Annotated in this window: 23 protein-coding genes, 1 tRNA gene and 1 pseudogene; 13 read left to right on the forward strand and 12 right to left on the reverse strand. The window is 72.1% G+C overall.

Annotated elements, in window-relative coordinates:
• Nucleotides 1-5 precede the first annotated feature (5 nt).
• From ACZ5NH_RS16855 to ACZ5NH_RS16875, 5 genes are all read right to left on the reverse strand, one after another.
• Complete coding sequence (locus tag ACZ5NH_RS16855) at nt 6-1,922, reverse strand: copper resistance CopC/CopD family protein (RefSeq protein ID WP_468775905.1); 1,917 nt, start codon at nt 1,920-1,922, stop codon at nt 6-8.
• Between the two features lie 17 nt (nt 1,923-1,939).
• The gene (locus ACZ5NH_RS16860) at nt 1,940-2,410 is read right to left on the reverse strand and encodes a copper chaperone PCu(A)C (RefSeq protein WP_388622617.1); all 471 of its coding nucleotides are present in this window, start codon (nt 2,408-2,410) and stop codon (nt 1,940-1,942) included.
• Nucleotides 2,407-3,060, reverse strand: a complete 654-nt coding sequence (locus tag ACZ5NH_RS16865; RefSeq protein WP_468775907.1) for an SCO family protein — start codon at nt 3,058-3,060, stop codon at nt 2,407-2,409. The genes ACZ5NH_RS16860 and ACZ5NH_RS16865 overlap by 4 nt, the downstream gene beginning before the upstream one ends.
• A gap of 107 nt (nt 3,061-3,167) precedes the next feature.
• The gene (locus ACZ5NH_RS16870; protein ID WP_468775909.1) at nt 3,168-3,902 is read right to left on the reverse strand and encodes a YcnI family copper-binding membrane protein; all 735 of its coding nucleotides are present in this window, start codon (nt 3,900-3,902) and stop codon (nt 3,168-3,170) included.
• A 162-nt stretch (nt 3,903-4,064) separates the two neighbouring features.
• Nucleotides 4,065-4,928, reverse strand: coding sequence for a hypothetical protein (locus ACZ5NH_RS16875; RefSeq protein ID WP_468775911.1), 864 nt, complete (start codon nt 4,926-4,928; stop codon nt 4,065-4,067).
• Nucleotides 4,929-5,113: 185 nt separating this feature from the next.
• Here ACZ5NH_RS16875 and ACZ5NH_RS16880 point away from each other — a divergent pair, with 185 nt between their 5' ends.
• Both ACZ5NH_RS16880 and ACZ5NH_RS16885 read left to right on the forward strand, forming a co-directional pair.
• Nucleotides 5,114-5,560, forward strand: a complete 447-nt coding sequence (locus ACZ5NH_RS16880; RefSeq protein WP_388622606.1) for an ATP-binding protein — start codon at nt 5,114-5,116, stop codon at nt 5,558-5,560.
• Between the two features lie 7 nt (nt 5,561-5,567).
• A complete protein-coding gene (locus ACZ5NH_RS16885; protein ID WP_468775913.1) occupies nt 5,568-6,131 on the forward strand; it encodes a GNAT family N-acetyltransferase in 564 nt (187 codons plus the stop codon).
• Nucleotides 6,132-6,152: 21 nt separating this feature from the next.
• Here the strand turns inward: ACZ5NH_RS16885 and pdxR are convergent, their stop codons facing one another.
• From pdxR to ACZ5NH_RS16900, 3 genes are all read right to left on the reverse strand, one after another.
• Nucleotides 6,153-7,523 (reverse strand): MocR-like pyridoxine biosynthesis transcription factor PdxR, encoded by a 1,371-nt coding sequence (gene pdxR / locus ACZ5NH_RS16890; RefSeq protein ID WP_468775915.1) that lies wholly within the window; start codon nt 7,521-7,523, stop codon nt 6,153-6,155.
• A gap of 67 nt (nt 7,524-7,590) precedes the next feature.
• Entirely contained in the window at nt 7,591-9,051 is a 1,461-nt protein-coding gene (locus ACZ5NH_RS16895; RefSeq protein WP_468775917.1) for an aminopeptidase P family protein, read from the reverse strand.
• Nucleotides 9,052-9,527: 476 nt separating this feature from the next.
• Nucleotides 9,528-11,045: a PP2C family protein-serine/threonine phosphatase gene (locus tag ACZ5NH_RS16900; RefSeq protein WP_388622595.1), complete on the reverse strand. Its 1,518-nt coding sequence runs from the start codon at nt 11,043-11,045 to the stop codon at nt 9,528-9,530.
• Between the two features lie 494 nt (nt 11,046-11,539).
• Here ACZ5NH_RS16900 and ACZ5NH_RS16905 point away from each other — a divergent pair, with 494 nt between their 5' ends.
• Complete coding sequence (locus ACZ5NH_RS16905; protein WP_388622592.1) at nt 11,540-12,226, forward strand: bifunctional DNA primase/polymerase; 687 nt, start codon at nt 11,540-11,542, stop codon at nt 12,224-12,226.
• A 288-nt stretch (nt 12,227-12,514) separates the two neighbouring features.
• Entirely contained in the window at nt 12,515-13,132 is a 618-nt protein-coding gene (locus tag ACZ5NH_RS16910) for a hypothetical protein (protein WP_468776197.1), read from the forward strand.
• Nucleotides 13,133-13,375: 243 nt separating this feature from the next.
• Here the strand turns inward: ACZ5NH_RS16910 and ACZ5NH_RS16915 are convergent, their stop codons facing one another.
• The 3 genes from ACZ5NH_RS16915 to ACZ5NH_RS16925 form a co-directional block, all read right to left on the reverse strand.
• On the reverse strand, nt 13,376-14,341 hold the full coding sequence (locus ACZ5NH_RS16915) for a DUF5926 family protein (protein WP_388622591.1): 966 nt from the start codon (nt 14,339-14,341) through the stop codon (nt 13,376-13,378).
• Nucleotides 14,342-15,354: 1,013 nt separating this feature from the next.
• A complete protein-coding gene (locus ACZ5NH_RS16920) occupies nt 15,355-15,993 on the reverse strand; it encodes an ATP-binding protein (protein WP_388623828.1) in 639 nt (212 codons plus the stop codon).
• 168 nt (nt 15,994-16,161) lie between these two features.
• The gene (locus ACZ5NH_RS16925) at nt 16,162-16,992 is read right to left on the reverse strand and encodes a glycerophosphodiester phosphodiesterase (protein WP_468775919.1); all 831 of its coding nucleotides are present in this window, start codon (nt 16,990-16,992) and stop codon (nt 16,162-16,164) included.
• A 262-nt stretch (nt 16,993-17,254) separates the two neighbouring features.
• Between ACZ5NH_RS16925 and ACZ5NH_RS16930 the strand changes: the two genes are divergently transcribed.
• Both ACZ5NH_RS16930 and ACZ5NH_RS16935 read left to right on the forward strand, forming a co-directional pair.
• On the forward strand, nt 17,255-18,763 hold the full coding sequence (locus tag ACZ5NH_RS16930) for a S1C family serine protease (protein WP_468775922.1): 1,509 nt from the start codon (nt 17,255-17,257) through the stop codon (nt 18,761-18,763).
• 219 nt (nt 18,764-18,982) lie between these two features.
• Nucleotides 18,983-19,067, forward strand: a tRNA-Ser gene (locus ACZ5NH_RS16935).
• Nucleotides 19,068-19,134: 67 nt separating this feature from the next.
• Here the strand turns inward: ACZ5NH_RS16935 and ACZ5NH_RS16940 are convergent.
• Nucleotides 19,135-20,007 (reverse strand): bifunctional DNA primase/polymerase, encoded by an 873-nt coding sequence (locus tag ACZ5NH_RS16940; protein WP_468775924.1) that lies wholly within the window; start codon nt 20,005-20,007, stop codon nt 19,135-19,137.
• Nucleotides 20,008-20,377: 370 nt separating this feature from the next.
• On the opposite strand from ACZ5NH_RS16940, the gene ACZ5NH_RS16945 reads away from it, so the two are divergent.
• The 7 genes and pseudogenes from ACZ5NH_RS16945 (at nt 20,378) to ACZ5NH_RS16975 (ending at nt 26,661) form a co-directional block, all read left to right on the forward strand.
• Nucleotides 20,378-20,695 (forward strand): hypothetical protein, encoded by a 318-nt coding sequence (locus ACZ5NH_RS16945; protein WP_468775926.1) that lies wholly within the window; start codon nt 20,378-20,380, stop codon nt 20,693-20,695.
• Between the two features lie 197 nt (nt 20,696-20,892).
• On the forward strand, nt 20,893-21,828 hold the full coding sequence (locus ACZ5NH_RS16950) for a bifunctional MaoC family dehydratase N-terminal/OB-fold nucleic acid binding domain-containing protein (protein ID WP_468775928.1): 936 nt from the start codon (nt 20,893-20,895) through the stop codon (nt 21,826-21,828).
• Nucleotides 21,829-21,918: 90 nt separating this feature from the next.
• Nucleotides 21,919-22,091, forward strand: a pseudogene (locus tag ACZ5NH_RS16955) (acyl-CoA dehydrogenase family protein); the annotation flags it as partial.
• 27 nt (nt 22,092-22,118) lie between these two features.
• The gene (locus ACZ5NH_RS16960; RefSeq protein WP_468776200.1) at nt 22,119-22,532 is read left to right on the forward strand and encodes a MaoC family dehydratase; all 414 of its coding nucleotides are present in this window, start codon (nt 22,119-22,121) and stop codon (nt 22,530-22,532) included.
• On the forward strand, nt 22,529-23,704 hold the full coding sequence (locus ACZ5NH_RS16965; protein ID WP_468775930.1) for a lipid-transfer protein: 1,176 nt from the start codon (nt 22,529-22,531) through the stop codon (nt 23,702-23,704). The genes ACZ5NH_RS16960 and ACZ5NH_RS16965 overlap by 4 nt, the downstream gene beginning before the upstream one ends.
• Nucleotides 23,705-24,266: 562 nt before the next feature.
• A complete protein-coding gene (locus ACZ5NH_RS16970) occupies nt 24,267-24,860 on the forward strand; it encodes a SigE family RNA polymerase sigma factor (protein WP_468775932.1) in 594 nt (197 codons plus the stop codon).
• Nucleotides 24,861-25,005: 145 nt separating this feature from the next.
• Nucleotides 25,006-26,661, forward strand: a complete 1,656-nt coding sequence (locus ACZ5NH_RS16975) for a long-chain fatty acid--CoA ligase (protein ID WP_468775934.1) — start codon at nt 25,006-25,008, stop codon at nt 26,659-26,661.
• Nucleotides 26,662-26,685: the final 24 nt, after the last annotated feature.

Raw genomic sequence — 26,685 nt, forward strand, 5'->3', positions numbered from 1 at the left:
GTCGGTCAGCCGATCTGCGCGTTCTTGGAGACGGTCACCTGGTCGATGTCGGAGGTCCGCACGGTGACGGCGATCTTCCAGTCGCCGGCCATGGGGATCTGCACTCCGCTCGCCGACCAGTGGCCGGTGGTGATGTGGTCGGGAGTCACGGGAAGCGGGCCGATCTTCTTCGCCTCCAGGGTGAAGGCCACCTTCACCTCGGGGATGTCGAAGGCCCGGCCGCCCGGCCGCTGGACGTACACATGCATCTCGTTGCCGCCCACGCGCGCGGGGTCGAGGTCGATGCTGACGACGCCCTTGCCGTCCGTGCCGCCGGTGTCGAAGGGCATGTCCAGGGTCAGCGCGCCGTTCGAGGGCGCCGTGGCCGAGGCGGAGGAGGACGAGGAGGCCGCCTTGGCGTCCAGCTCGGTGCGGCCCGGCTCGGTCTGGGTCAGCCAGGTGGTGACGGCGAGCAGCACGACCGCGACACCGGCCTCGGCGAGCACCGTACGGCGCAGCCCGAAGCGGTTCGCGTCGCCGTCCCGTAGCCGCTTCTGCCGGGCGGCGTCCATCGCGGCCCGCTGCCGCGCGAGCTGGGCGGCGCGCTGGGAGTCGCCGGAGCCGGTGTTCTTTCCGGCCGCCTTCGCCGCGGTGACGCGCTCCTTCTCGGCCTCCGCGTCGGCATCGACGGCGGCGTTGTCGGCGAGCCGCCCCGTCCACCGTCGCGATATCGAGGCGATGCCGATCAGCAGCGCCACCAGCCCGATCTTGGCCAGCAGCAACTGCCCGTACCGGGTGTCGGTGAACGCCGACCAGGAGCCCAGCTGCCGCCATGACTGGTAGACACCGGTGGCGACGAGCACGACCACGGAGCCGAAGGCCGACCGGGAGAAGCGGCGGACGGCGGCGGCCTCCACCGGTGTCTCGGCGGGCGCCTGGTACAGGGCGACCAGCAGGGCGGTGAGCCCGCCCAGCCAGGTGGCGACGGCGAGCAGGTGGACGACGTCGACGGGCATGGCGATGCCCGGCTGAAGCCCGACCGAGGCATGCTCGGCCATGGCCCAGCTGCTGGCGAGCCCCGCCGCGACGACCACACCGCCGATGGCGAGCCCGAAGGTCAGATCGCGCTTCTCCTCGCCCTCGTCGCGCTTGGTGAAGGCGCCGAAGAGGACGGCGATGAACAGCGCGGCGGCGGCGAGCAGCAGCAGCCGGGAGACCAGCGCCGCGCCGGTCTTGGTCTGCAGCACCTGGCCCAGCAGACCGAGGTCGAAGACGTCGGCGAACTTCCCGGAGGTGGTGTAGGAGCCGCGCAGGAGCAGCAGCCACAGGGTGGCCGCGGTGAGCGTGAGCCAGCCGCCGACGACCAGCCGCTGCAGGGCCCGTACGCCCGCGCCGCGCTGCCAGCAGGCGAGCACGAAGGCCGCGCCGCCGGCGAGCACGATGAACCCGGCGTACGAGGCGTAGCGGCCGAACGCGTAGAGAGCGCCCACGGCTCCACCGCCCGCGACCGGCCCGGTGCCGGAGACCACGGTCGGCGAGGGCGCCCCGATGGAGAAGGTGTAGGCGCCGGAGACGGGGTGGCTGTCGGCCGAGACCACCTGGTAGGTCACCGTGTAGGTGCCCTTGCCCAGGCCGCTCTTGAGCTTCACGGCGTACGTCGTACCGCTCAGGTTGCCCGGTGTGCCGGTCTGGACCGGCTTGCCCCGGGGGTCGAGGACGCGCAGGGAGTCGTCGTTCATCGCCACCTTCTCGGAGAAGGTGAGCGACACCTGGCTGGGCGCCTGCTTGACCACCACCCCCGGTGCGGGGTCGCTGCCGGTCAGCGCCGCATGCGCGGAGGCCGGTCCGGCACTCGCGAGCAGTGCGCCGATCACGGCGAGGAGCAGCAGCACCAGGGTGCGCAGGCTGCCCCGGTGTCCCGTGGGGGTGATGGTCCGCGTCACGGTGGTCGGTCCCTCCCTCAGTGGCCGGTCGACGGGTTGTACGTGGCGGACTTCACCGGCATCTCGACGGTGAGGGGCCCGGACCTGGCGAAGGTGAGCTTCACGGCGACCGTCTGGCCCTGCTTCGGCTTGCGCTTCAGCTTCTCGAACATCAGATGGTTGCCGCCGCTTTTGAACACGAGTTGACCATGGGCGGGTATGGCGAAGGAGCTCTTCTCCTGCATGGCGCCGCCCATGGTGCTGTGCATGGTGACCTGGCCGGCGGCGTCACTGGTCACCGCGGTCAGCTCGTCCTCGGCGCCGCCCTTGTTGGTGATCGTCAGAAAGCCGGCGGCCATGTCGGCGGAGACCGGCTGCGGCATGTACGGCCCGCTCACCGACAGTTCGGCCTGGGAAGAGCCGGAGCCGGACGAGCCCGAGCAGCCGGCGAGGGACAGCGCACCGGCGAGCGCGGCGGCCGCGGTCACGAGGGCGGGGCGGCGCCTCACGGAGTCGCCCCCTTGACGAGCTTGGGCAGGTCCTTGGTGTAGTCGTCGACCGTGGCGTCCTCGCCGTAGAGGACATAACCGCCGTTCGTCTTCGGGGAGAAGGCGATGACCTGGGTGCCGTGGACGGAGACGAGCTTGCCGTTCTTGTCCTTCGTCGTCGGCTCCACGGAGATGCCGACGGAGCGGGCACCGGCCTGGACAGTGGCGAAGTCACCGGTCAGACCGATGAACTGCGGGTCGATGCCCTTGAGCCACTTGCCCAGCTCGGCCGGGGTGTCACGGCCGGGGTCGGTGGTGACGAACACGACCCGCAGGTCGTTCTGCTCGGCCTTGGGCAGCGCCTTCTTGGCGACGGCGATGTTGCTCATCGTCGTCGGGCAGATGTCGGGGCAGTGGGTGTAGCCGAAGTACAGCAGGGTCGGGTGGCCCTGGGTCTCCTGGCGGAGGTCGTACTTCTTGCCGTGCGTGTCGGTGAGGACCAGGTCCGGCTTCTGGAAGGGCTGGTCGAGGACGGTGGCGGCCTTGCCCGAGTCGGACTCCTCCGAGACCACGGAGACCGGCGACTTGCCGTCGCTCCCGCCGCCGCAGGCGGAGAGGGTCAGGGTGGCGGCGGCGAGCAGCGCGGCCGCGGCGAACGTCTTCTTGCGCATAGAAAAATGTCCCAGATGTGAGTAATCCGGCGCGCACCGGGGGTCGTACGACAGCCACGACAGCGTCGCACGCGCCGCACGCCCCCCGGTGCGCGGTCCGGAAGGGCCTAGGCGGTCCGGCGGCGACCGGCGAGGACGCCGTAGGCGACGCCCGCGACGCCGACGACGATGCCGACCACGGCGAGCACGCGCGCGGTGGTGTCGGTGTCGTGGGAGCCGGAGTCGGCGGCGGCCGCGGTCGCGGCCCTGTCGGAGGCGTCCTCGGCGTTCGCCGTGCCGTGGTGGTCGTCGGTCGCGGCGGACAGCTGCAGCACGGGCGCCGGGTTCTCCGGCTCGTCCTGGCCGGCCTGCGGCACCTCGATCCAGCGCACGACCTCCTTGTTGGAGTACGTCTGGACCGCCTTGAAGACGAGCTGGTCGGTGTTCTCGGGCAGGGCGCCGAGGGAGAGCGGGAACTTCTGGAAGTAGCCGGGCCGGATGCCCTTGCCGTCGGCGGCGGTCCAGGTGACCTTGGTGACGGCCTCGTCGATCTTCTCGGCGTGCACGGTCAGCGGCTTGTCCAGTTTGGACTTGGTGACCTGCACGTTCCAGCCGGCGACGGACTCGGGCATGACCGAGGCGAGCGGGTGGTCGGCCGGGAAGCTGACCTCGATCTTGGTGGTCGAGGCGTTGTCGCGCTCGTTGGGGACCTTGAAGTCGACGACCGCGTAACCGCCCTTGGCCGCGGTGCCCTCCGGCTGCACGGAGACGTGTGCGAAGGCGGGGACGGACAGCGCCAGTACGGCCGTGCCCGCGACGGCGCCGGCGGCGAGGGCACGGGAAGCGATACGAGAAGCCTGCATGGCAGGAGCACTCCACTCTGAGAGTTCTGGTGACGAAGAGAGGTACGCGTGCGCGTGGCCGTGCCCTTCGGTGGGTTCACGGTGCGCACGCGCGCGTGCCGCGCGACGGCGGCGGCCCTCTGCTCCGGATCACCGGATCGGTGCAGTGGTGCGCGCGTCGCGTCAGGCGGCGAGACGGAAGCCGGCGGCGGGCGGGCCGCGCCGGATCACCGTGTGCTGGAGCGCGGTGGTATGCGGGTCGGGTGCCTCGTCCCGGGCGGTACGACGGCCGCACATGAGGGGCTCGGCGGCGGGGAGCAGTCCGGCGCACAGGGCGCGCGCCAGCGCGAGTGCGGCGCGCAGGGATCGTACGAGCGCCCCCTCCGCGACTCCGTGCGCCGACAGGTCGATCAGCCGCAGCAGCGCCAGATCGCCGCGGCGCAGCAGCCAGCCCGCGGCGACGGCCGCGAGGACGTGGCCGAGCAGCATCGGCAGCGAGGGCAGCAGCGCGGCGGAGGCGCCGGTGGCGTCGTACGGGTGGTGCATGCCGCCCATGACCGCCACGGGCCGGCCCGAACGGTCGACGAGGTGCGCGGCGACCAGCAGGTGGAAGGCGTGCCCCGGGGTCAGGGCGGCCGGGCTCGATCCGCACAGCAGCCGCGCGGCCTGCTCGACCAGCGCGGTGTCGCTGAGCGGGGAGCCCGTCGAGCCGGTGGAGTTCATCGACCCCATCGACCCCGTCGCCGCCCCGCCGGAGACCATGGCGGTGCCGTGCTGGGCCAGCCCGAACAGCGTGTGCAGCGCGGTCTGGCCGAGTGCGAGGAGCGCGGCGATGCCCGGCAGCGAGCGGGCCCGCCCGGCGAGCGGCACCACGAGCAGCAGACAGCCGAGGAAGCCCGCGCCCAGCGTCCACAGGGGCACGCCCGCACAGGAGGCGACGGTGTGCCCGCACGCGGCCAGCGCGACGCAGACCGCGGCGAACACCGCGGCCCGCAGGATCCGGAGCCCGGCTCCGGGACGCGCCGTGCGTGGGTGGGGGGCAGTCATGGCGGCCTCATCATCGCACTGCGCTCACGGGCCCCCACGGCAGGGCCGGGAAAACGTCCCTCATACACCGATTCCTCCCTCTGCGCATCGGCTGTATGGGCGGAGTCACGTCGACTGTGTGCTTACGGCCCCCTACGGGCGGCAATACGTATCGGTATGTCGAGCCGCGGCCAGGAGGCTGGAGCATGAGCATCTGGTGGTCACTCCATCTGCGCCGCGAGGCCGCGAGCGTGCCGCTCGCCCGGAGGCTGTTGATCGGCACCATGGAGACGGCGGGCGTCGACCCGGAGGTCTCCTTCGACCTGTCCGTCGCACTGTCGGAGGCCTGCGCGAACGCCGTCGAGCACGGCGGGAACGCGTCGCACGGCGGCGTCTCGGAGGCGTACCGGGTGACCGCGTATCTCGACGGCGAGAAGTGCCGTATCGAAGTGGCCGATTCCGGACCGGGGTTCTCCCGTGCCCAGGAGATCCGGCCCGCCCGCGCGGACGCCGAGCACGGTCGCGGCCTGTGTCTCATCCGGGAACTCGCCGACCACGTCCACATCGGCGCCAAGCCCGGCCGGGGCGGCACGGTGGTCAGCTTCGACAAGATCCTCAAATGGACCAAGGATCCCTCGCTGCTGACGGCATAGTGAGGGCATGGAGATCGAGAGCGGCGACATAGCGGCCGGGGTCACGCTGCGGCTTCTGGCCCGGACCGACGCGGTCGCGCTGAGCGCGGCCTACGTGGACAACCGCGATCATCTGCGGCCGTGGGAGCCGCGCCGGCCCGAGTCCTTCTTCACCGAGGCGGGGCAGCGGGAGCGGATCGACGGGCTGCTGCGGGTGTTCTCCGAGGGCCACGCGGTTCCCCTCGTGTTCCAGGCGGCGGACGGGCGGATCGTCGGGACGATCACCCTGACCGGGATCGTCCAGGGGCCCTTCCGCAGTTCGTCCCTCGGTTACTGGGTGGCCGCCGACCAGCAGAAGCGCGGTCTGGCCACGGCCGCCGTGGAGCGGGTCTGCCGGATCGCGCGGGACACGGTGGGGCTGCACCGGATCGAGGCCTCCACGCTGCTCGGGAACACCGGCTCGCAGCGGGTGCTGACGAAATGCGGGTTCGAACCGATCGGCATGGCCCCGAAGTACCTGCACATCGACGGGCAGTGGCGGGACTGCCGGCTGTTCCAGCGGATCCTGCACGACCACGATCCCGCCTTGTGAGGCGCTGGTGAGGGGCCCCTCTCAGGTGTCCAGCACCTGCGCCAGCACCTCCAGCGCCTCCGGATACACCCGCTCGCGGGGCGTGCCGTAGCCGACGACCAGGCCCTGCGGCCGACCCTCGCGCCCGCCGGGTACCTGCCAGTGGTCGCCGAGGGCGCCGAGCGCTAGGCCCTCCGCCTCCGCGCGGGCCAGCACCTCCGCCTCGTCGGGCACGTCGATCAGCGCGTGCAGGCCGGCCGCGATCCCGTGCACGCTCCGGCCCGCGCCCAGCCGGTGCAGCAACTGGTCCCGGCGGCGCCGGTAGCGCAGCCGGCACGCGCGCACGTGCCGGTCGTAGGCGTGGCTGTCGATCAGCTCGGCGAGCGCCAGCTGGCCGATGGTCTCGGTGTGGTGGTCACTGTGCAGCTTGGCGTCGGCGACCGCGTCGACCAGGTGCGGCGGCAGCACCATCCAGCCGAGGCGGAGCGCGGGGCCGAGCGTCTTGGAGGCGGTGCCGAGATACACCACCTGGCCGGGTGCCATGCCCTGCAACGCGCCCACCGGCTGGCGGTCGTAGCGGAACTCCCCGTCGTAGTCGTCCTCGACGATCAGCCCGCCACGCGCGCGTGCCCACTCGCCGAGCGCCCGCCGCCGCTCCGGGTGCAGGGTCACCCCGGTCGGGTACTGATGCGCCGGTGTGACCACCACGGCGGCGGCCTCGCCGAGGTCCTCGGGGCGCACCCCGCGCGCGTCGACCGGCGCCGGCAGGACCGTTCCGCCACCCCGCCGCACGACCTCCCGGTGGAACGGCAGCCCGGGGTCCTCCATGGCGACGGCGGCGCCGTCCAGCACGCGCGTGAGCAGCGCGAGACCCTGGACGTACCCGGAGGTGATCACGATCCGCTCCGGCGGCGCCAGCACCCCGCGCGCCCGGCCCAGATAGCCGGAGAGCGCCGTGCGCAGCTCGATCCGGCCGCGCGGGTCGCCGTAGTCGTACGCCAATGAGGGCGCCGTCGCTATGGCCCGGCGCAGCGCGCGCAGCCAGGCCGCCGCCGGGAACGCGCCGACGTCCGGGCTGCCGGGACGCAGATCGAAACGCGGGGCACGCGTGCGTGCCGCCGTGCCGGGCTCCGCCGAGGCGACGGGCGGCAGTTCGGCGACCCGGGTGCCCGAGCCCTGGCGCGCCGTCAGATATCCCTCGGCCACGAGCTGGTCGTAGGCGGCCTTGGCGGTGCCGCGTGAGATGCCGAGCTCGGTGGCGAGCCGCCGGGTGGCCGGCAGCCGGGTCCCGGGCACGAGCCGCCCGTCCCGTACGGCGTCCCGCAGGGCCCGCTCCAGTCCGATCCGGCGCCCGTCCGCCGAGTCCGGCTCCAGATGCAGATCGACACCGACACCGGACCAGAAGTCGTTCACGAGAACCTTCCCCCCAGGCACGCGAATGGCCGGGCACCTTCCCGGTCCCCGGCCATTGAAACGCAGATCAGCCCTTGAGCGCGGCCATCCACGCCTCGACCTCGTCACTGCGGCGCGGCAGGCCCGCCGAGAGGTTCCTGTTGCCGTCCTCGGTGACGAGGATGTCGTCCTCGATGCGGACGCCGATGCCCCGGTACTCCTCCGGCACGGTCAGGTCGTCGGCCTGGAAGTACAGTCCCGGCTCGACGGTGAGCACCATGCCCGGCTCCAGCGTGCCGTCCACGTACGTCTCGGTGCGCGCGGCGGCGCAGTCGTGGACGTCCATGCCGAGCATGTGGCCGGTGCCGTGCAGGGTCCAGCGGCGCTGCAGGCCGAGCTCCAGGACGCGCTCGACCGGGCCCTCGACCAGGCCCCACTCGACGAGCCTCTCGGCGAGCACGCGCTGGGCGGCGTCGTGGAAGTCCCGGTACTTGGCGCCCGGCTTGACCGCCGCGATACCGGCCTCCTGGGCCTCGTACACGGCGTCGTAGATCTTCTTCTGGATCTCGCTGTACGTGCCGTTGACCGGCAGCGTGCGCGTGACGTCGGCGGTGTACAGCGTGTGGGTCTCCACGCCCGCGTCCAGCAGGAGCAGGTCGCCGGAGCGGACCGGGCCGTCGTTGCGGACCCAGTGCAGGGTGCAGGCGTGCGGGCCGGAGGCGCAGATGGAGCCGTAGCCGACGTCGTTGCCCTCCACGCGCGCGCGGAGGAAGAACGTGCCCTCGATGTAGCGCTCGCTCGTGGCCTCGGCCTTGTCGAGGACCTTCACCACGTCCTCGAAGCCGCGGACCGTGGAGTCGACGGCCTTCTGCAGCTCGCCGATCTCGAACTCGTCCTTGACCAGCCGGGCCTCGGACAGGAAGACGCGCAGCTCCTCGTCCCGCTCGGCGGTGACCTTGTCGGTCAGCGCGGCCTCGATGCCGGCATCGTAGCCGCGCACCACGCGCACCGGGCCGGTGGCCTCGCGCAGCTTGCCGGCCAGCTCGCGCACATCGGCGGCCGGGATGCCGTACAGCGCCTCGGACTCGGCGAGCGAGTGGCGGCGGCCGACCCACAGCTCGCCCTGGCCGGAGAGCCAGAACTCGCCGTTCTCGCGGTCGGAGCGGGGCAGGAGGTAGATCGTCTCCTCGTGGCCGCCGTCCTTCGGCTCCAGGACGAGGACGCCGTCCTCGGTCTGGTTGCCGGTGAGGTACGCGTACTCGACGGAGGAGCGGAAGGGGTACTCGGTGTCGTTCGAGCGGGTTTTCAGGTTGCCCGCCGGGATCACCAGGCGCTCGCCCGGGAAGCGGGCGGAGAGCGCGGCGCGGCGGCGGGCGGTCTCGGCGGCCTGCGGGATCGGCTCCAGGTCACGCAGCTCCGTGTCGGCCCAGCCGGACTTCATGTTCTCGGCCAGCTCGTCGGAGACGCCCGGGTACAGGCCGTTCTTCCGCTGCTTGATGGGCTCCTCGGACTCAGTCTCCGGGGTCTCCGGGTTGAGCTCGTCGGACACGTGTTCCTCCTCGGTACGGCGTGTGATCTCCCCCGGCGGCCCGCGCTGCTCGCGATCGTGTCGGAGCGGGGGCCTCCATCATCGTACGTTCGTACCGTGGGCGGACCCGGGTCGGATGACCTGTTATGCCCGGTCATGCATTCCGGTGCTCGGTCGAAGCGACAGCGGGTCGGTGCTGGGTCGAGGCGGGCTGTCGGCTGCGGGGTGTGGTCTGCGGAAGTGGGGCGTCGGCTGCGGGGTGGTGGTCGGTGTAGCGGGCCGTGGGTTGCGGGGTGGTGGTCGGTCGTAGCGGGTCGGCCGCTGCAAGGTCGTGGTCTGTGGAAGTGGGGCGTCGGCTGCGGGGCGGTGGTCGGTCGTAGCAGGCCGGCCGCTGTGGGATGGTGCTCGGTCAGCCCGCTGCGGGGTGGTGTTCGTAGCGGGCCGGCGGCAGCGGGGTGGTGGTCTGTGGAAGCGGGCCGGCCGCAGCGGGGTGGTGCTCAGTCGAAGCGGGCCGCCAGCAGCACCACGTCCTCCTCGCTGTCGGCCGCGTCCAGGCCGTCCGGCAGGACTGTGCGCAGGACGTGGTCGGCGATGGCGCCGGGGTCCTGGCGCAGCGCGCGCGGGGTGCTCGCGGCGGCCGCGTGCAGGTGGGCGAAGGCGCGGTCCATCGGGTCGCCGGTACGGTGCAGCAGCCCGTCGGTGTAGAGCAGGACCGTCTCCCCGGCCTCCGCCTCGATCTCGACGCTCGGCGCCTCCCAGCAGGCGAGCATGCCGAGCGGAGCGGAGACGGAGGTCTCGGCGAACTCGGTGCGCCGCTCGCCGATCAGCAGCGGCGGGCTGTGTCCGGCGCCGGCCAGGGTGATCTTGCCCAGGGCGGGCTCGCAGTAGGCGAACAGCGCGGTGGCCGAGCGGGCGGGCTCGGTCAGCCGCAGCAGCAGCTCCAGGTCGGACAGGACGGCGACCGGGTCCTCGCCCTCCATCACGGCGTACGCGCGCAAGCTGGCGCGCAGCCGGCCCATCGCGGCCACGGCGCTCGGGCCGGAGCCGGTGACCGAGCCGACGGACAGGCCGAGCGCGGCCTCCGGCAGCGGCAGCGCGTCGTACCAGTCACCCCCGCCGCGCGGGCCGGTGCGGTGCCGGGCGGCGAGCTGGACGCCTGGGACGCGGGGCAGCCGGGTGGGGAGCAGTTCCTCCGTGATGGTCGCCATGTGCGCGCGGGCGCGTTCCACCTCCAGCAGCCGGGCGAGGTGCTCGGTGGCATGCCGGACGTAGAGGCCGGCGAGGTGGCGCTGCCGCTCGTGGGGTTCGGCCGGTTCGTCGTAGAACCAGACGGCGGCGCCGAGGCGGCCGGCGGCCTCGCTCGCGAGGGGCAGGGCGTAGCTGGCGGCGTAGCCGAGGCGGGCGGCCACCTCACGGTGCCGGGGGTCGAGGCCGGCCTCGGCGAGCAGGTCGGGATGGACGATCTCGGCGGCCGTGCCGGTGTCGTACGGCAGCGCGCCGCGTGGGACGGTCTCCATGTGGCCGAGGTCGGCGCGGCCGAGGCCGAGGCCGAGGGTGGTGCGGGGGCCGAGTCCGTCGTCGGGTTCCAGGGCGACCAGGCCACGTCGGGCGCCGACGAGGGCGGCTCCGGCGCGCAGGAGTTCGTGGAGGGCCGGTTCCAGTGCGTTCGTGCGGGACAGACGCTCGGTGAGTTCGTGGAGGGTCGTGAGGTCCGAGACCCAGCCGGCCAGCCGGTCCTGGAGGAGGGTGCCGGGCGCGGGGGTGTTCGGCGCGGGGACGGGAGCGGGATCGGGGGAGGGACCGGGGCCGGCGGCGGGGGGAGTGGGCGCGACAGTGTGTGCGGGCGTCGGAACCGTTGGATCGATTCCAGCCACTTTCGGAGGGTGCGGGGCGTTCATGGCGTCCGGCTCTCGGACCGGTGCGTATTGCTGAAAAGCATCGCGAACCCCCATGGCATTCTGCGCCGCTAGCAGTGTCTCCACATGTACACGCACTCGTAAGGGGATGTCCAGCATTGTCCTGCAGGGATTCCTGGTGTCCATGAGCCGTACGAGGTTTCCCCTGAACCCCTTGCCTTACCGCCAAGTTGGCTGAAAACTGCACCAGGTATCGGTCCATTGCGGTCGACTGGCCTTGCTCCACGGAGCGTCACAGCGGTCGTGATGGGTACGTACTCGGTGAAGGCCAGGGGTGGTTGGGGGCCACCCGGAACCTGGCGACGGACCCGGGCGTCATAACCACCGACGGCCGAGCCCCATCCTCCCGCGGCGGAGGCGGAGAGAACCACGCGCGACGGCAAAACGCCATACTTCGCCACCCCCGCGCCGCACCCGCGCTTTTGTCAGACGCACTATGGACGCGGACGCGGCCCATGCTCGACCCCTTGGGGTTCCCCCTGCCGTGCGCAGGGGTGTGATGCGCCAACAGGTACGCACAGTGAAGTGATCGACACATGATGTGATGTGGACCACGGTGTTGCCAGCGGTGCAACGGAAAGGAACGAGCGCTCATGCGCGAGATCCTCGGAAGGCGACGCAGGCTCCTGTCCAGGCGGAACGACGGGAGGCCCGGGCGGAACGACGAGAGGCCTGAGCTGATCGGCGCGGCCCTGACCTTCGCGACCGAGTGGCAGTGGCCGGTACTCCCGGGCGTGGCCCCGGACCCGCAGGGCCGGGCCCGCTGCGCCTGCCCCGACCCCGAGTGCACAGTGCCCGGTGCGCACCCCTTCGATCCCGGCCTGCTCGCCGCCACGACCGACGCCCGGATGGTGCGCTGGTGGTGGACCAACCGGCCGAGCGCGCCGGTCGTCCTGGCCACCGGGGGCAAGGCGCCCTGCGCTGTCAGCCTGCCGGCGCTCGCCGCCTCCCGCGCCCTCGCCCTGCTCGACCGGCGGGGCATGCGCCTCGGCCCGGTGATCGCCTCCCCGACCCGGTGGGCGCTGCTGGTGAAGCCGTACTCCATGGAGCAGTTGGGTGAACTGCTCTACGCCAAGGACTTCGTCCCCGGCTCGCTGCGCTTCCACGGCGAGGGCGGCTATCTCGCCCTGCCCCCGTCCGAGACCGGCCAGGGCGCCGTCCGCTGGGAGCGCGCACCGCTGCCGGGTTCGGCCGCGCCCTGGGTGCCCGACGTGGAGGCCGTGGTGGACGCCGTGGTCGACGCCCTCACTCGTACGGGTGTGAGCGCGCCCGAGTTGTAGGGGTGTCGGGCGCGGGCAGGGCCGCGAGCCCCGCCGGCTCGTTATGTTCCGCACATGCTGCGAAATTCTGGGGGACAGGGCACTCGGTTCTCCGGGAGGCCTGCCGGGCGGCACGGCCGCCGATCGGCACGGGGCGCGGCGCGGCCGGCGGGTGCGCCGTCGGCGGACGTACGGCCGACCGGTGTGCGGCCGGCAGGTGTGTGGCCGGCGGGTGTGCGGCTGGCAGGCGTGCGGTCGGCGGGTGTGCTGCTGGTGGGCGTGCGCCGACCGGACTCTCGAACGCTGCGGATGCTCGCGCTCGTGGCCGCCGTGACGGCCGCGGTCGTGCTGCCGCTGGCCGCGGCGTCCGCGGGACAGGTGGGCAAGGTGGTCCGGCACGTGGTGGCCGGGAAGGCATCGGACGCCGTACGGGCCTCAGGGCGGCAGGACGCCTCAGGGAGCGACGGGGACTCAGGCCGGCCTGACGAGGGCTCCGGGCACGAGGACGGCAAGCTGTCCTCGCTCGACGGGGCCCCTCGGCTGCTCGGGCTGGGCCTGGCCACCGCCACGCGGTGCGGCCCCCAGCTCACCTCCCCCGACGGCATCGAGGCGCAGACCTGTGTGCTGGCCGAGGGCACCGACACCTGGGCCCGCACCTACTACCGCAACTCCACCGGAAAGTCGCTGGACTCCGCGCTCAGTCTGATGGGTCCGGGCGGCCACAGCCTGGAGACGCGCTGTGTCACCGGCGTCGACGACGAGCCCGCCACCTGCGAGACACCCCGTGAGCACAGCCGGGGCGGCATGGACGCCTACACGGCCGTCACCGAGTTCGCCGCGCACGGGGCCGACGGTGCGCTGCTGCTGCGCTCGGGCAGCAACTCGGCGGACGCCGACGGCAACTCCCCCTCCGCCGACGGGAGTTGACGCTCCACAGCGCGCCGTACACCGTACGCGGACATGGAAAGACCCGGTTGCTGGCGACGGGGGATGCACCAGCAACCGGGCTACTGGAACGGTAACAAGAGATCGGCGGTTCGCAAATTCCCTCTGGGGCATTCGGCCACCGATTTCCCTGTCGCCAAGGGCGAGTTGTGACAGGAGTCACCTGTTCCGCAGGCAGTGCGCGCGCCTTACCGACCGTTCAGTCCTCGGACGCGCGCGACGGCGTCAGCTGAGCGTGACCTGCCGGTTGGTCAGGCCGCCGCGCGCCCGGCGCTCGTCCGGCGTGAGCGGCTCGGTGGCGGCCAGGGCGGCGGCGAGCCGCTCGGCGAACTCGGCGGCCGGCTTCTCCACGTCGTCCGCCGTGACCCCGCTCGGCAGGTCCCAGACCGGCACGGTGAGACCGTGAGCACGGAAGGAGCCCACGAGCCGGGTGCCCTCGCCGAGGTGGGAACGGCCCGCCGCGTGCAGCCGCGCGAGAGCGTCCAGAAGCTGCTCCTCCGGATGCGGCATCACCCAGCGCAGGTGGTTCTTCTCCGGGGTCTCGCACCAGTACGCGGCGTCCACCCCGCTCAGCCTCGCCGTCGGGATGGCGGCGGCGTTCGCCCGCTCCAGGGAGGCGGTCACCTCGGGCGTGGCGTTCTCCGCGTCCGGCACCCAGAACTCGAAGCCGCTCTGCACCTCCGGCTCGAACGGCGCCTGTAGGTCGAGCAGATCCTGCAGCCGCGGACCGCCGGCCGGGGCGCGGCGGCCCTGCACCGGGGTGCCGGGCGCGGCCTGGAGGGCGCGCTGGAGGGTGTCGGCGAGGTCGCGGCTGAGGTCACCGGACGCCGTGTCGTTCTGCAGGCCGAGCAGGATCGACCCGTCGTCTCGGCGCAGCGCGGGCCAGGCCATCGGCAGCACCGTGGCCAGCGTGACCGACGGGACGTCCTTGGGCAGGCCGTCCTTGAGGGTCAGCTCGACCGTCGCCGCCGGCACCAGCTCGCGCAGCGCCACCCAGTCGCACTCGCCGGGCAGCCCCTCGAACGGGCGGTGCACCAGCTCGGTCGCCGCGTGCGCCGCGGCCCGGCCGTGGCACGCCTTGTAGCGCCGGCCGCTGCCGCAGGGGCAGGGCTCGCGGGCGCCGACAACCGGGACCTCCGCATCGCTGAGCTGCGGCCGCTCGGCCTTCGTCTGGGGTCGCTTCTTGGCCATCGTGGGTGTCTCCCGGTTACGGCTCTTCTCGTACGGCGGGAGCCTAGCCGTTCAGGCCATGACCGGCTGGAACCTGTGGACAACGCACGCCCGCTCGACTCCAACGGTGTGAACCTGTGGACAACTTCGGGGCGTCCTGCGGCGTGGCCGAGGTCTTGCCGACGGGGGGCGACGGTTGGTCCGGCCCACACCTGCCGGTGCGGTCCACTCCTGTCGGTACGGCCCTCGACGGCAGGTACGGGCGCGCGACGGCACGTATGGGCGCGCGACGGCAGGTGCGGGCCACGACTGCCGGTGCGGTCCACGACTGCCGGTACGGTCCTCGACGGCGGGTACGGTCCTCGACGGCGGGTACGGCGCCTCGACTGCCGGTGCGGGCCACGACTGCCGGTGCGGTCCATGACGGCCGGTCCGGTCCTCGACGGCGGGTACGGTCCTCGACGGCGGGTACGGCGCTCGACTGCCGGTGCGGGCCACGACTGCCGGTGCGGTCCATGACGGCCGGTCCGGTCCTCGACGGCGGGTACGGCGCTCGACTGCCGGTACGGTCCATGACTGACGGCGCTGGTCCTCGACGGCCGGCGCCGGAGCTGGGCCTTCGTCCGACAGTCCGGGGTCTCACGTTCCGTCCGCGGGGCCAGGATCCCGGCTTCCGTCCGCCGGTGCGGCTCTCGGCCTCCGTCCGCCCAGCCAGGCTCGCTGCCTCCGTCCACCGGTGCAGCCCCAGGGTTCCCTCCGCCGGGCCAGGTCAACGGCCGTGTCCGTCGGCCGGGTCGACCAGCGCGTGGCTCCGGTCCTCGACCTCTGTCGGCTCCAGTTCCGTGCCCGCGTCCGCCGGCCGGTGTCAGTCACTGCGTGACTCAGGCGCTCGATCACGCCGCCGACTCAACTGCTCGGGATGTCCATCAGCCCAGGCCTTCGTGCCGTGTCCGTCGGTCCCGGGTCCTCGACCGTGTCCAGCAGTCCGGCCCCCTCGACCGTGTCCATCAGCCCAGGCCCTCGTGCCGTGTCCGTCAGTCCAAGTCCTCGAACGCGTCCGCGAAGTCCAGGTCGGGCAGGTGCGGGATCGCGGGGGAGGTGACGCGCGTAGCAAGACCGTTTCGGTGGCACCCGGCATCGGGATCGTGGACGTCCCTGTGGACCACCACCCAGACCGTCACCTCGCCGTGGATGTCGTCCCGTACGCCCCAGTCGTCGGCGAGCGCCGTGATGATGTTCAGCCCGCGGCCGCCGTGCGCGGTCACCGACGGGGTGGCCGGCGCCGGGCGGGTCGGACCGCCGCCGTCCGTCACCTCGACGATGAGCCGACCCCGCCCGTCGACCCGCCACGCGGCGCGCACATCGCCGTCGCCGGCCGGCGCGTCGCCCAGGGGCCGCCCGTGTTTGCAGGCGTTGCTCAGCAGTTCGGAAAGGATCAGTACGGCATCGTCGATGACCGATTCGGACACGCCACCGCTGCGCAACTGCGAACGCATCCGGTGTCTCGCCTTCCCCACGCCCGCAGGGCCATGGGGTACGGCCATGCTCGACGACGTGGGCACCTCCTGTGCCACCACCAACGCCACCCCCGAGACCTCCTTTGCCCCACGCCACGGTGTGGATGCCCCATTGGCCTGTACCGGAAACCGGCCAATCCCCTTCCGGTGACGCATTCGCAACAGCTCTGCACGGAACGAACGCGCCGGAGCACTCCTTGTGACGAAGGTCTTTCCCGTGGTCGTCGCATGGCTGGATTTCATTGGTGTGGCCGAGACGGGAGAATTCAGCAGCCGCACAGCGGGGTCAAGGGACGGGCACAGCTCCTTACCGGCCTCTTGAGGTCACACCCGTCCCAAGTGACGCAGGACCGCGTGCGGGCGGTTGGTGATGACGGCGTCGATGCCCAGCTCCACGCAGAGATCGACGTCCTCGAGCTCGTTCACGGTCCACACGTGCACCCGGTGACCGGCCCGCTGCAGTCGCTCCACATAGGCGGGGTTGTTGCGCACGATACGGATCGAGGGTCCCGCGATCCGCACGCCCGCGGGCAGCCGTCCGTCGCGCAGCCGCGGTGTGAGGAACTGCACAAGGTAGACCGTCGGCAGCGTCGGCGCGGCGGCACGCACGCGGTGCAGCGAGCGCGCCGAGAAGCTCATGATCCGGACCTGGGACTCGGCGGCGGAGGCCGGCGCGTCCAGGCCGAACCGCTTCAGCAGCGTCAGCAGCCGCTCCTCGACCTGGCCGGCCCAGCGCGTGGGGTGCTTGGTCTCGATGGCCAGCTCCACCCGCCGTCCGGCGTCCGAGACCAGCTCCAGCAGCCGCTCCAGGGTGAGTACCGAGGTCTCCTCGCGGTCCTCCGGCCGGTGTTCCCAGTCGGGCTCCTCGACCCGTCCGTGCCAGCTCTCGCGCGTCTTCCAGGAACCGAAGTCGAGGGCGGCGAGATCGGCCAGTTCCAGCGCGGAGACGGCGCCGCGGCCGTTGGAGGTCCGGTTCACGCGCCGGTCGTGGACGCAGACCAGATGGCCGTCGGCGGTCAGCCGTACGTCGCACTCGAGGGCGTCGGCGCCGTCCTCGATCGCCTTCTTGTAGGCGGCCAGGGTGTGTTCGGGCGCGTCCTCGGAGGCGCCCCGGTGGGCGACGACCTGGACGGAGCGCTGTAGTGCTTGGGTCACCGCGTCATGGTGCCACCGTCCGGGGGTGCGCGGGGCGGCTCGGGAGGCACAAGGTGCCCGTTTATGTAACTTTTGCCGGTAAGGCCCCATATAAAGACTGGTCGGAGAACCACAGCCACCGCTTATGGTGCTCTGACGGCCCGTGGGAAAAGCTGTCTGCATACAAACGGAACCAGTGAAGACTGACCACACCACCATGCACAGCTGCCGAGCGTGACCGAGTGCGACCGAACACAACAGCCGTGGACCGAGGAGAAGAGCTGTGAGCACCGAGAACGAGGGCAACGAGGTACCCCAGGCCCCGTCCGCACCTCCTGTGCCGGTGGCCTCTCCCGCCACATCCCCGCAGGGCGCCCCCGGGGGGAACGAGCCGACGGCTCCCCTCCCGCCAGTACCCCAGGAGTCTCCCGCCGTGGCCGAACCCCAGCCGGGCGGGCCCGCCGCGCACCCCTCCGCCCCGCACGCCTCCGGCCCGTCTGCCCCTGGTTCGGCCCCCCACGGTTCCTGGCCGCCTCCACCGCCCGCCAACCCGCCCTACGGCGAGGGCGCGTCCTACGGTGACGGCAGTGCCGGTGCCGCCGACGGCTTCGGTGGAGCGGGCGGCGCCGGCGGCTGGGGAGCGTCGTACCAGCAGCCCGCCCCCAAGCCGCGCAGCGGGCGCGGCGGTCTGGTGGCCGCCGTCCTGGTGGCCGCGCTGGTCGCGGGTGGCCTGGGCGGTGGCCTCGGCTACACCCTGGCCAAGGACAACGACAACAGCGGCTCCACCACCGTCTCCGCCTCCGACAACGGCGCCACCCAGGTCAAGCGCGCGCCCGGCACGATCGCCAACGTGGCCGCCAGGGCGCTGCCCAGCACCGTCACCATCGAGGCCGAGAGCACCAACGGCGAGGGCGGCACGGGCACCGGGTTCGTCTTCGACACCCAGGGCCACATCGTCACCAACAACCACGTGGTGGCGGACGCGCTCGACGGCGGCAAGCTGACCGCGACGTTCCCGAACGGCAGGAAGTACGACGCCGAGGTCGTGGGCCACGCCCAGGGCTACGACGTGGCGGTCATCAAGCTCAAGAACCCCCCGACCGACCTCAAGCCCCTCGCCCTCGGCGACTCCGACAAGGTGGCCGTGGGCGACGAGACGATCGCCATCGGCGCGCCCTTCGGCCTGTCCAACACGGTGACGACCGGCATCATCAGCGCCAAGAACCGTCCGGTGGCCTCCAGTGACGGCAGCTCCACCAGCAAGGCGTCGTACATGAGCGCGCTGCAGACCGACGCGTCGATCAACCCGGGCAACTCCGGCGGCCCGCTGCTGGACGCCGCCGGCGCGGTCATCGGCATCAACTCGGCGATCCAGTCGACCGGCAGCGGCGGCTTCGGCTCCGGCCAGTCCGGCTCGATCGGCCTGGGCTTCGCCATCCCGATCAACCAGGCCAAGTACGTCGCCCAGCAGCTGATCAAGACCGGCAAGCCGGTGTACGCCAAGATCGGCGCCGCCGTCTCGCTGGAGGACTCCACCGGCGGCGCGAAGATCACCGACCAGGGCGCGGGCGGCTCCGCCGCGGTCGAGTCCGGCGGCCCCGCCGAGAAGGCCGGCCTCAAGCCGGGTGACGTGATCACCAAGCTGGACGACATGGTGATCGACAGCGGCCCGACCCTGATCGGCGAGATCTGGACCCACAAGCCCGGCGACAAGGTCACGATCACCTACAAGCGCGGCGGCCAGGAACACACGACCGACCTGACCCTGGGCTCCCGCGTCGGCGACAACTGAAGCCCGACGACCGCACGCACGCGTGGGGGCGCCTCTCACCAGAGCGGCACCCCTCGCCGCGCCGGGCCATGCGCGCCGGCTCGGACGCCGATCACCTGTCACCACGCGGCCACCCTGGGTTCCGTACCGGCCCCCGGGGCTCCGCAACGGACCACACCACCCGCCGGACGTTCGATCCCGGTACGCTGTACCCGCTCCGCCCCAGGTGGGCGGAAGCGAGGTGGGTTGCCCGAGCGGCCTAAGGGAACGGTCTTGAAAACCGTCGTGGCGCGAGTCACCGTGGGTTCAAATCCCACACCCACCGCGGATGTTGCAAAGGGGCGCCCTCCTCAGGGGGCGCCCCTTTCAGGTGCTGTGTCGGCTTCCCGCCGTCACGGCCGGTGTCCCGTCATCCGTGCTGCCGAGGCGATCGTCGCGCGGGCCTCGCGTTCGGACAGGCCGGTGTGGCGGGCGGCCTCGGTCAGGGGGTCGGCCAGGGCGGGGCCGATGCCGTTCTCGTAGGCGCGGCAGGCCGCCCAGAAGAGGCGGGTGTTGCGCTGGCCCTCGTGCGCGGAGAGGACGAACTGGACCAGGCCGCGGCCGTGGTCGCCGGGGACCGCAGGATGCGGATCCGGGGACCGGGGTGGCGGCACCAGCAGGCGCAGCAGGGACGGCGGACAGGGGGCGGGCGTCAGGTGCGCGGTGCCGGGGGCGGTCGTGTACACGCCGTGGTCGGTGCGGGAGCCGGGGCCGACGAGGTAGCCGCCGGCGCCGCGGATGTCGATGCCGGGGGCGAGACGCCCGGCGGAGTTCGGTACGACGACGTCCGGCGGGCCGGTGAGCCACAGGTGACGCCCGCCGCTCGGGGTGCGGACGACGACCGTCTCCGGAATGGTGAACAGATGGCGCAGGGCCAGTTCGCGAAGTGCGGTCGAGGAGTTCGTGCCGGACTTGGTGTCCAGGTCGACGCCGATCAGGTGGTACGGCGGCAACCCGCAGGCGATGCCGTAGCCGGTGGCCCAGGGCGCGGCGGCGAACAGCTCGCGGATGCGGACGGGGTCGGTCGAGGCGTCGTACACGCCGTGGCCGAGGCGCCCGCACTCGCCGTGGCAGCGGGGTCCGGCCGGGTCGGGGTCGTCGCGGTGGGGGGAGCGCAGGGCCGGGAGCTTCGTCCGGGACAGGGGGATGACGGCCAGTCCGCGTTCGGCGGCTGACAGAGCGTGTGCGAGGGCCAGCGTCGTGGCCTGCCGGTCGGTGTAGGCCATGCCTTCATGTTCGTACGTACGTTCGAAAAAGGGAAGAGGGGCCGGTGGCGGCGCGCCGGGGGCGGGGGAGATTGGCCGGATATATGGCGGAACGATTCATCGCTTGTGTCACTTGGTGAGGGAATGCGCAGCCTGATCCCTCATGGGAGGTGAAGTGACGAAAGATGGCGATAGGGGTTTATCGACTTGTCATCACGCTTGCGTGCGAATCAGATCTTCCGGGGTGGTTCGCCGGGGATCCGGTGGGCAACTCTGATCTCGCGACGTCGTCCACGACTGTCAGAGCAGTCGGCCAACTGCCCTGACGCAAGGCGTACTTCACGTACTTCCGGCCCTAGGGCCGCAGAGTTCTCGGTTCTGGAGGAACAACATGGCAAGCATCCGTACCGCCCGCGTTCTCGCCGCAGTCGCCGCGCTCCCGCTCGCAGCCGCCCTGTTCAGCGGCGTCGCGGCCGCCGGCAACGGCTCCTTCGCGGACAACGGATCGAGCGCCAACACCGGTGTGGCGGGCATCATCGGCAGCGGAGTCGGCCACAACAACAACGGCAACTCGTCGACCACGCAGCAGAACGCGGTCGGCAACGGTGCCTCGAACCAGAGCAACACCGCCCAGGTCAACGGCTCCGTCTGGACGGCCGTCCAGCAGGGCAACGAGAACGTGGCCATCCACTTCACCCGCCTGTGGTGAGCCTCGGGCGAGGTCCCTCCCGGTAAGGGGCCTCGTGGGGTGTGCTTCGGGGTCGTAACACGTCCGCGCGGCGGTACTTCGGTGCCGCCGCGCAGGCGTTTTCCCGCGCCCGTTCCGCGCCGGCCGCGACCTTGACACTTCACGCTATCTGACGGACAGTCAGAAATGATGTGGCTCGGGATGACGAGAGGGCGGCGATGAGCACGGCGGAGAGGGATCACGACCCGCTCGGCGCGCGGCTCAAGGCGTACGAGGGGCGGCCGGCCGCCGTCGCCGGGAAGGGCAAGGACCCGGTGAACGCGCCGATGATCCGGCACTGGTGCGAGGCCATGGGCGACACCAACCCGGCCTACTCCGGGCCGGACGCCATCGCCCCGCCCACCATGCTGCAGGCCTGGACGATGGGGGGCCTGTCGGGGCACGAGGGCCGCACGGGTGCCTACGACGAACTGCTGTCCCTCCTCGACTCCTCGGGCTGTACGGCCGTGGTGGCCACCGACTGCGAGCAGGAGTATCCACGGCCCCTGCGCCCGGGTGACCAGGTCACCTTCGACTCGGTGATCGAGTCGGTCTCCGACCGCAAGACGACAAAGCTGGGCACCGGCTACTTCGTCACGACCCGCACGGACATCCGCGTCGACGGCGAGCTCGTGGGCACGCACCGCTTCCGCATCCTCAAGTACGCCCCGGCCCACCGGAAACCCCCGGCCCCCCGTCCCCGCCCGGTGGTCAACCGGGACAACGCCGGGTTCTGGCAGGGCGTGGCCGATCACAAACTCCTCATCCAGCGCTGCGCGGACTGCGACACGCTGCGCCACCCCTGGCTGCCGGGCTGCAACGCGTGCGGCTGCCTGGACTGGGACACGGTCGAGGCGAGCGGCGCGGGGACGGTCCACTCGTACGTGGTGATGCACCACCCGCCCTTCCCGGCCTTCGATCCTCCCTACGCGGTCGGCCTCATCGAACTCGCCGAGGGCGTGCGGGTGGTGAGCAATGTGATCGGGGTGCCGTACGACAAGGTGCGCATCGGGTTGCCCGTCCAGGTGGAGTTCCGCACCTACGAGGACGCGGAGGGCGCGCAGGTCCTCCCGGTCTTCCGGGTCGTCGACGGCCACGGCGAGGGCGGGGCCTGACATGGACTGCACGCCCACCGAGGCCCAGGCCGAGGCCCGTGACCCGGCCGCGCGGATCTTCGGCGACCTCCCACCCACGAACGCCTCAAGGAGGCGAGGCAGAGGGTGGTGCACACCGGTCGGCATCCGCACGGCGGGGCGGGAGCCGATCTCGACCATCCGGTGCACCGGCACTTCCTGTGGGCAGACAGCTGGACGCCCATCTGGGCTGTGAGGCCGAAGTGCTCCAGGAACCGTGGGAGTTGATCGCGAGTGGGGAGTGAGCCATGAGGACCGCGCCGACGACGGCACTGACGGCGGGCGCCGAGCTGCCCCCACTGGAGATCCCGGTCACGCGGACGCTGATCGTGGCGGGGGCGATCGCGTCACGGGACTACCAGGACGTGCACCACGACGCCGAGTTGGCCAGGCAGAAGGGCTCACCGGACGTCTTCATGAACATCCTGACGACGAACGGCCTGGTCGGCAGATACATCACGGACCACTTCGGCCCGACGGTGACGCTCCGCAAAGTCGCCATCAGGCTCGGGGCGCCCAACTATCCGGGAGACACGATGGTGCTGACCGGCACGATCGAGGCGGTCGACGGCGACACCGCCACCGTACGGGTCGTCGGCGCCAACGCCCTCGGCAGACATGTCACGGGCACGGTGACGATCACGGTCCCGAGGGACCCGGACCCGGACGTGGAGGCCCGCTCATGAGTGGCCGGAGCGTCCGGGCCCGCGACACCCTGGCCGGCCGCGCCGCGATCGCCGGGATCGGGGCCACCGAGTTCTCCAAGGACTCCGGGCGCAGCGAGCTGCGGCTGGCCGTGGAGGCGGTGCGGGCCGCGCTGGACGACGCGGGGCTGGCTCCGGCGGACGTGGACGGAATGGTGACGTTCACCATGGACACCAGCCCGGAGATCACGGTGGCCCAGGCCTGTGGGATGGGCGAGCTGTCCTTCTTCTCCCGGGTGCACTACGGCGGCGGTGCGGCCTGCGCGACCGTGCTCCAGGCGGCGCTCGCGGTGGCGACGGGCGTGGCGGATGTCGTGGTCTGCTACCGCGCCTTCAACGAACGCTCGGGCCGGAGGTTCGGTGCCGGAGTGCAGCGCCGGGAGCCGTCGGCGGAGGGTGCGGCGCTCGGCTGGGTGCTGCCGTTCGGGCTGCTCACCCCGGCCTCCTGGGTGGCGATGGCGGCCCAGCGGTATCTGCACGCGTACGGGCTGACGCCGGAGGTGTTCGGGCATGTGGCCGTGATGGACCGCACGTACGCGGCGACCAACCCGGCGGCGTACTTCCACGGCCGCCCGATCACGCTCGCGGACCACGCGGCGTCCCGCTGGATCGTGGAGCCGCTGCGGCTGCTGGACTGCTGCCAGGAGACCGACGGCGGTCAGGCGCTGGTCGTCACGTCGGTGGAGCGGGCCCGGGACCTGCCGCATCCCCCGGCTGTGATCGCGGCGGCCGCCCAGGGCGCCGGCCGGGCGCAGGAGCAGATGACCAGCTTCTACCGGGACGATCTGACCGGCCTGCCGGAGATGGGCGCGGTGGCCGGCCGGTTGTGGCGGTCGTCCGGACTCGGCCCGGCCGACATCGATGTGGGGATTCTCTACGACCACTTCACCCCGTTCGTGCTGATGCAACTGGAGGAGTTCGGGTTCTGCGGAAGGGGGGAGGCGGCGGACTTCGTGGCCGAGGAGCGGCTGCCGCTCAACACCCACGGGGGCCAGCTCGGGGAGGCCTATCTGCACGGGATGAACGGCATGGCGGAGGCGGTGCGCCAGCTGCGGGGCACGGCGGTCAACCAGATACCGGGCGTGAGACGGACCCTGGTGACGGCCGGCACCGGGGTGCCCACCTCGGGGCTGGTCCTGACGGCCGACGACTGACCGACGGGCGGCGGCCCAGCCCTGTGACGGGCGGCTGCCGAGCCCTGTGACGGGCGGCTGCCGAGCCCTGTGACGGGCGGCTGCCCAGTCCCGCGACGGGCGGCTGCCCAGTCCCGCGACGGGCGGCTGCCCAGTCCCGCGACGGGCCGCTGCCCAGTCCCGCGACGGGCCGGCCGGCTCCCCGCCCCGACGAGCCGGCCGGCTCCCCGCCCCGACGAGCTGGCCGACTCCCCGCCCCGACAGGTCGGCCGGCTCCCCGCCCAGGCCCGAGACGCCGACCGGCTCCCCCACCCCCGGAGTTGCTGACCCGCAGGGCCGAACTGCCCCGGGATTGGGCCGGGCCCGCCGCGGCCTCAGGGTCGTACCAGCGGGCGGAGCCAGGCCTGATCGGGGTGGAACCAGGTCCGATCGAGGCGGAGTCAGGGTCGTACCCGCACACGGGGTGCACCCGCGCTCCACCTTCAGGAGGTGGAGCCAGCCCCACCCCTACAACCTGAGGGGGACGCTGCTTCGGGACCTGGGGGCGATCCGCCGCAGGGTGGACCACTCCTAGCGTGGAGCCATGACCACACCCGTCTGCACCAGCGCCTCGGCCGCCGCCGCACCAAGGCGGCAGACCCTCCCGCATCCCCGGCTCCGGCCGGGCGGGGAGACTCCGACATATCCGACGTTCGCGTCGTATGTGCGGGCTCGTCAGCCGGTCCTGCTGCGCACCGCCCGCTCGCTCACCGCGAACCTGAGCGACGCCGAGGACCTGCTGCAGACCGCACTCGCCAAGACCTATGCGGCCTGGGAGCGGATCGAGGACCAGCGGGCGCTGGACGGCTATGTGCGCCGGGCGCTGCTGAACACCCGCACCTCGCAGTGGCGCAAGCGCAGGGTGGACGAGTTCACCTGCGACGAGCTGCCCGAGCCGGAGCCCGTGCCGGGCGACGACGACCCGGCCGAGCGGCAGGCGCTGCACGACGCCATGTGGCGGGCGATCGGCAGGCTGCCGACGCGGCAGCGGGCGATGGTCGTCCTGCGGTACTACGAGGACCTGAGCGAGGCCCAGACCGCCGAGGTGCTCGGGGTGTCGGTGGGCACGGTGAAGTCGGCCGTGTCGCGCGCGCTGGCCAAGCTGCGCGAGGATCCGGAGCTGGTACTGGTCCGCTAGGCGGGGACTTCCCCGAGTTTTCCCGGGTTTCCTGCCCGGATTTTCTCCAGAGTGACACACCGCCTAGTGACATACCGCGCGGTATGTGCGCAGAATCAGCGGAACCTCTACCACCGCGTAGGCAGTGCCGCCCCGGGAGGACTCCGTGCTGAGCACCATGCAGGACGTACCGCTGACCGTCACCCGCATCCTGACGCACGGGACGCTGGTGCACGGGCGGTCCCAGATCATCACCTGGACCGGGGAAACCGAACCCCAGCGGCGCAGTTTCGCCGAGGCCGGAGTGCGCGCGGTACAGCTGGCGAACGCCCTGCGCGACGAACTCGGCGTCCGGGGCGACGACCGGGTCGCCACCCTGATGTGGAACAACGCCGAGCACGTCGAGGCCTACTTCGCGATCCCGTCCATGGGCGCGGTGCTGCACACGCTCAATCTGCGGCTGCCCGCCGAGCAGTTGGTGTGGATCGTCAACCACGCGGCCGACAAGGTGATCATCGTCAACGGCTCCCTGATCCCGCTGCTCGCCCCGCTGCTGGCCAAGCTGCCGACGGTCGAGCACATCGTCGTCTCCGGCCCCGGCGACCGCTCCCCGCTCCAGGGCGCGCACGCCCGGATCCACGAGTACGAGGAGCTGATCGCGGACCGCCCCACCACGTACGACTGGCCGGAGCTGGACGAACGCCAGGCCGCCGCCATGTGCTACACCTCCGGCACGACCGGCGACCCCAAGGGCGTGGTGTACAGCCACCGTTCGATCTACCTGCACTCCATGCAGGTCAACATGACCCAGTCGATGGGCCTGACCGACCGGGACACCTCGCTGGTCGTCGTCCCCCAGTTCCACGTCAACGCCTGGGGTCTGCCGCATGCCACCTTCATGACCGGCGTCAACATGCTGATGCCGGACCGGTTCCTCCAGCCGGCGCCGCTCGCCGAGATGATCGAGGGCGAGAGGCCGACCCACGCCGCGGCCGTGCCGACCATCTGGCAGGGCCTGCTCGCCGAGCTGACCAACCGGCCCCGCGACGTCTCCTCCCTCACCCAGGTCACCATCGGCGGCTCCGCCTGCCCGCCCTCCCTCATGGAGGCCTTCGACCGGCTCGGCATGCGCGTCTGCCACGCCTGGGGCATGACGGAGACGTCCCCGCTCGGCACGGTCGCCCGTCCCCCGGCCCACGCGGCCGGCACCGACGAGGAGTTCGCCTACCGCCTCACCCAGGGCCGCTTCCCGGCCGGCGTCGAGGCCCGGCTCACCGGCCCCGATGGCGAACGCCTCCCCTGGGACGGCGAGTCGGCGGGCGAGCTGGAGGTGCGCGGCCCCTGGATCAGCGGCGCCTACTACAACGGCCCCGACGCCGAACCGCTGCGCCCCGCCGACAAGTTCAGCGCGGACGGCTGGCTGAAGACCGGTGACGTCGGCACCATCTCCCCCGACGGCTACCTCACCCTCACCGACCGCGCCAAGGACGTCATCAAGTCCGGCGGCGAGTGGATCTCCTCGGTGGAGCTGGAGAACGCGCTGATGTCCCACCCGGACGTCGCCGAGGCCGCGGTGGTCGCCGTACCCGACGAGAAGTGGGGCGAGCGCCCGCTGGCCACGGTCGTCCTGCGGGAGGGCGCCACCGCCGACTTCGAGACCCTGCGCGTCTTCCTCGCCGAGGAGGGGCGCATCGCCAGGTGGCAGCTGCCCGAACGCTGGACGATCGTCGAGTCGGTGCCGAAGACGAGCGTCGGCAAGTTCGACAAGAAGGTGCTGCGCAGGCGATACGCGGACGGGGAACTGGACGTCACCCGCCTGTGACACCGCGCGGCGCGCGGGGCAGCG

The organism is Streptomyces sp. NPDC031426 (assembly GCF_055581585.1).